The organism is Pseudomonas brassicae (genome assembly GCF_010671725.1).
Lineage (GTDB): Bacteria > Pseudomonadota > Gammaproteobacteria > Pseudomonadales > Pseudomonadaceae > Aquipseudomonas > Aquipseudomonas brassicae.
Genome location: NZ_JAAHBU010000472.1, coordinates 1 through 4,113 on the forward strand (window position 1 = coordinate 1; position 4,113 = coordinate 4,113).

General features: G+C 64.7%; 6 protein-coding genes and 1 tRNA gene. 1 reads left to right on the forward strand and 6 read right to left on the reverse strand.

Features of this window, described 5'->3' with window-relative positions; translation table 11 throughout:
* The coding region (locus G3436_RS24620) for an ESPR domain-containing protein (RefSeq protein ID WP_194356772.1) at positions 1–397 on the reverse strand (397 nt) is incomplete at its 3' end.
* A 159-nt stretch (positions 398–556) separates the two neighbouring features.
* On the opposite strand from G3436_RS24620, the gene G3436_RS24625 reads away from it, so the two are divergent.
* Positions 557–1,213 carry a Fe2+-dependent dioxygenase gene (locus G3436_RS24625; protein ID WP_163950535.1) on the forward strand — a complete coding sequence of 219 codons (657 nt, stop codon included), beginning with the start codon at positions 557–559 and terminating at the stop codon, positions 1,211–1,213.
* A 12-nt stretch (positions 1,214–1,225) separates the two neighbouring features.
* On the opposite strand, the gene G3436_RS24630 is transcribed toward G3436_RS24625, so the two are convergent.
* The 5 genes from G3436_RS24630 to G3436_RS24650 form a co-directional block, all read right to left on the reverse strand.
* Positions 1,226–1,621: a hypothetical protein gene (locus tag G3436_RS24630; protein WP_243667308.1), complete on the reverse strand. Its 396-nt coding sequence runs from the start codon at positions 1,619–1,621 to the stop codon at positions 1,226–1,228.
* A gap of 90 nt (positions 1,622–1,711) precedes the next feature.
* A tRNA-Phe gene (locus G3436_RS24635) sits at positions 1,712–1,787 on the reverse strand.
* A gap of 91 nt (positions 1,788–1,878) precedes the next feature.
* A complete protein-coding gene (locus G3436_RS24640; RefSeq protein WP_163950540.1) occupies positions 1,879–2,151 on the reverse strand; it encodes an oxidative damage protection protein in 273 nt (90 codons plus the stop codon).
* Positions 2,148–3,215 (reverse strand): A/G-specific adenine glycosylase, encoded by a 1,068-nt coding sequence (mutY, locus tag G3436_RS24645; protein ID WP_163950543.1) that lies wholly within the window; start codon positions 3,213–3,215, stop codon positions 2,148–2,150. Before mutY ends, G3436_RS24640 begins: the two co-directional genes overlap by 4 nt.
* Positions 3,212–4,113, reverse strand: a 902-nt coding sequence (locus G3436_RS24650) for an AsmA family protein (protein ID WP_163950545.1), incomplete at its 5' end; no start/stop codon positions are given. The genes G3436_RS24650 and mutY, both read right to left, overlap by 4 nt.

Sequence of the window (4,113 nt, forward strand, 5' to 3'; positions counted from 1 at the left end):
CGCCGCCCGCACCGCCGACGCCAACTTCGCTGTTGCCCCCGTTGCCGCCGGCGCCGCCCACCAGGGTGGCATCGCTGCTGTAGTCGTAGCCGCTGCCGGTGGCGGCGGCCGTGCCGTTGCCGCCCGGGCTGTTGCTGGCACCGGGTGCCGAGAGGCCGCTGTCACCCTGGCAGGTATTGCTGAGCGTGCCGCTGCCCGTCAGGGTACAAGAGCCCGGCGCAGCCATTGCCAACGAACTGCTCCCCAGCAGTGCCAGCAATACCGCCTGGGCCATCGGGCGCAGACGTGCGCCCGCGCCGATGGTGCCACTCCCCTTGCCGGCCGACCGAGCGGTCTCCGGCGCTACCTGGAAAACCCCCAGGTGGCGGTTCAAGATCAGCTTATAGCTCTTGTTCATGGTGGTGCATGCTCAGTTATAGTTTTGGGTGTTGGCAGTGGCCTAGCGGCCGAAAACCTCGCGATGCTAGCAGACTGGCATCACTCTTTTCACGCGCGCAAAAATTAAGTTTTGCTGCTGTAGGATTGGCGTCAAATCGCCGTCACCAGGACACTTTCCGTGCACTATCTGATCATTCCAAACGCGCTGTCGGCGCCCTTGTTCGCGCAGGCCCGCGCGGCGATCTGCAGCGGCCCCTTCGGTGATGGCCGTGCCACCGCCAACGGCCTCGCCCAGGCGGCCAAGCGCAACCTGCAACTGGAGCAGCAGGGCCATGTCGAGCTGCTCGACGGTATTGCCCAGGCGCTGCTGGAGCAGCCACTGCTACAGGCCTTCGCGATGCCCTGGCACGTCGGTCGGCCCATGATCAATCGCTATGAGCCGGGCATGGCCTACGGCATGCATGCCGACGGCGCACACATCGGCGAGTTGCGCACCGATGTTTCCTACACCCTGTTTCTGGATGACCCGGCCAGCTACGACGGTGGCGAACTGGTCATCAGCGGCGAGTCGCAGCTGTTCAGCTTCAAGTTGCCGGCCGGCAGCCTGCTGCTGTACCCGAGCGGGGCGCTGCATGAGGTGAAGGAAGTGACGCGAGGGGTGCGGCATGCTGCGGTGGGCTGGATCCAGAGCCGCATTCGCGATGCCGGCCAGCGCGAGATCATTGCCAAGCTCAAGGCTGTGCCGCAGGCGCTGGGGCAGGGTGAGCAGCATCAGGCGCTGGCGGTGCAGACCAACGAATGCATCCAGCGGCTGATCCGCATGTGGTGCGACTGAGCCGGTGGCGGCCTAGGGGATGCGCCCGCACAGTGCGTTGCCTTCGTAGCCGTGCGAGATCGGCCCCAGGAACATGAAGGGGCCGCAGGCGTTCAGGTAGGGGTCTTTGCTGACGCTGTGGGTGGTGTGCATCAGCACGCGCTCGTCGCCGAAGCGGTCGTTGCCGAACGCGGTTTCGGTGTAGGCAGAGCACACCGGCAACTTCAGCGGTACTGGCAGCACCACCAGCCACAGGCTGATGCCGCACCATTGGAGGCTGGCGTCGGAGCGCTCGGTGCGCGTGATCACCGGGGGCATGTCGCGAGCGAGCAATTGGTTATAGGTCGCGGTCTTCTCGACGCGGGTCTCGGATGAGAAGAACTTCACGCCGACACACCCCGACAGGCACAGCAGTGCCAGCGTTGCCATCACGCGCTTTTTCATCCTTGAACCCCACACCAAATCACAGGCAATAAAAAACCCCAAGGAATCACTTCGCTTGGGGCTTTTCGGTATTAGTGGTGCCCAGAGACGGAATCGAACCGCCGACACGGGGATTTTCAATCCCCTGCTCTACCGACTGAGCTATCTGGGCAACGGGGCGCATTAAAAGCGTTTTTCGGGTTTGCGTCAACGACTTTTTGAAAAATTATTAAATTAATTCCGTCGCTTACGCTTTTCCGGGGTTATTCGGCAGGCGGCACGTAGCCTTCGGCCTTTTCGTATTCCTCGCCGGAGAAGAACTTGTCCATCTCGCCCTGGAGGAATTTGCGGTCCTCGGCGTTCATCATGTTCAGGCGCTTCTCGTTGATCAGCATGGTCTGCTCTTTCTGCCAGTCGGCCCAGGCCTGCTGCGAGATATGCTCGAAAATGTCCTGGCCCTTGGCCCCCGGATACGGCGGGCGCTCCAGGCCAGGCTTTTCTTCTTTGTACTTGCGGCACATTACGGTGCGGGTCATGACGACTCTCCTGCATTCAAGGCTTCGGCCGCGCGTTTGAGCAGTTGCTTGACCGGGGCAGCCAAGCCCAGGCGCGGCGGGGTGGCGAGGTTATACCAGAGCCAGTCGGCCTCGGCCACGTGGGCCTCGTGTACGGTCACCGGCACCAGCCAGGGCTGGATCGCCAGCTGGAAGTGGCTGAAGGTGTGCACCAGGCCGTCCAGCGCGCGCGGCGCGCCCAGCTGCACGCCATGCTGTTCGGCCAGGTGCTCCAGGTGGTCGAGGGTGTCCAGCTCCGGCAGGCTCCACAAGCCGCCCCACAGGCCCGTGGACGGGCGCCGGTAAAGCAGGATGGCGCCGTCGGCGTTGGCCAGCAGCGGCATCAGCGTACTGCGCTGGGGCAGGGTCTTGCGCGGCTTGGGGATCGGGTAGCGGATCTCCTGGCCGAGCCTGTGCGCCTCGCAGCCACGCTCCAGCGGGCACAGCAGGCAACTGGGCTTGCTGCGCGTGCACAGCGTGGCGCCCAGGTCCATCATCGCCTGGGTGTAGTGGTTGACGCGGCTGTGCGGCGTGTAGCGCTCGGCGTTGGCCCACAGCGCCTTGGCCACCTTCGGTTCGCCCGGGTAGCCCTCCTGCGCGGTGTAGCGCGCCAGCACGCGCTTGACGTTGCCGTCCAGGATCGGTGCACGCAGGCCCATGCTGATGCTGGCGATGGCGCCGGCGGTGGACAGGCCGATGCCGGGCAGCTCGGTCAGTTGCTCCACGTTGCGCGGGAATTCGCCGCCATACTGCTCGACGACGATTTTCGCGGTCTTCTGCAGGTTGCGCGCACGGGTGTAGTAGCCCAGGCCCGTCCACAGGTGCAGCACTTCGTCCTCGGGCGCCGCGGCCAGCGCCTCGACGCTGGGCAGGGCTTCCATGAAGCGGCCGAAATAGTTGAGCACGGTGCTCACCTGGGTCTGCTGCAGCATGATCTCCGACACCCACACCCGGTACGGGGTGATGCCCTGTTGCCAGGGCAGGTCGTGTCGGCCGTTACGGTCGTACCATTCCAGCACGGCGCTGGAAAACTGCTCGGGATTCATCGTTTGAACAAGCCTTTGAGTGCGTCTTTGAGCTCGGGGCTTACCTTGTCGCCAAGCTTCTCATCGAGTTTTTCCTGGAGCTTGTTGCCCAGCACCTTGCCGGCCAGCTTGCCCACACCGTCCTTGTCCACGCGGCAGGCCTTGGCCCCCAACTCCAGCGGGCCACGGCAGCGCAGCGGGAATTCCAGGCCCACGTAGCGTTCGTTGACCTGGCAGGCCGGGTCGGGCATGTCGCGCTTGTCGCCCTCCACGATCACGCCCACGCGGTAGTCCATGCCCAGTACGCGCAGGTCCAGGTCGCCCTGGCCATTGACGGTCAGGCCGGGGATGCGCACTTTCAGGTCCGGGTTGCTGGCCACGCCGTTGCGCAGCACCAGGCTGCCCTTGAGCTCCTGGAACGGCGTGTCCTTGCCGCGTGGCTCGCCGCTCAGCGCCTTGCGGTTGAGGGTGGCGATGCCCTGGCACAGTTGCTGCTCGAGGTTGGCATTGACCAGCACGCCGTTGTTGATGACGAAGCTGGCGTTGCCGTTGAGCGTATCCACCAGTGCCTTCTGGCTGTTGCCGCTGCCGGTGAGGTTGCTGTTCAGGGTCAGCAGGCCTTTGACCGGCGGGGTGTCGGTCTGGCTCTTGATGAAGTGCTCGACCGGTACGCGGTTGACCTGGGTCTTGAGGCCGATCTGCGGCACGGCAGGGCGCACGTCCAGGCTGCCCTGGGTGGCGAAGTCGCCGTTGTAGAGCCCGCCCTGCAGGGTGTCCAGGGTGATCAGGCCGCCCTGGCCCTTGGCCTTGAGCACGGCATTCTGGATCGGCAACTGTTCAAGGGTGAGCACGCCGAAGCTCAGGTCGGCCTGCAGGTCGAGGGCACGCAGGCGGTCCACCGGCAGCAGCTTGTCGGTGC

Coding starts and splice junctions, on each gene's coding strand:
- G3436_RS24630 (WP_243667308.1), bottom strand. CDS start 1,621: ATGGCAACGCTGGCACTGCTGTGCCTGTCGGGGTGTGTCGGCGTGAAG.
- G3436_RS24640 (WP_163950540.1), bottom strand. CDS start 2,151: ATGACCCGCACCGTAATGTGCCGCAAGTACAAAGAAGAAAAGCCTGGC.
- mutY (WP_163950543.1), bottom strand. CDS start 3,215: ATGAATCCCGAGCAGTTTTCCAGCGCCGTGCTGGAATGGTACGACCGT.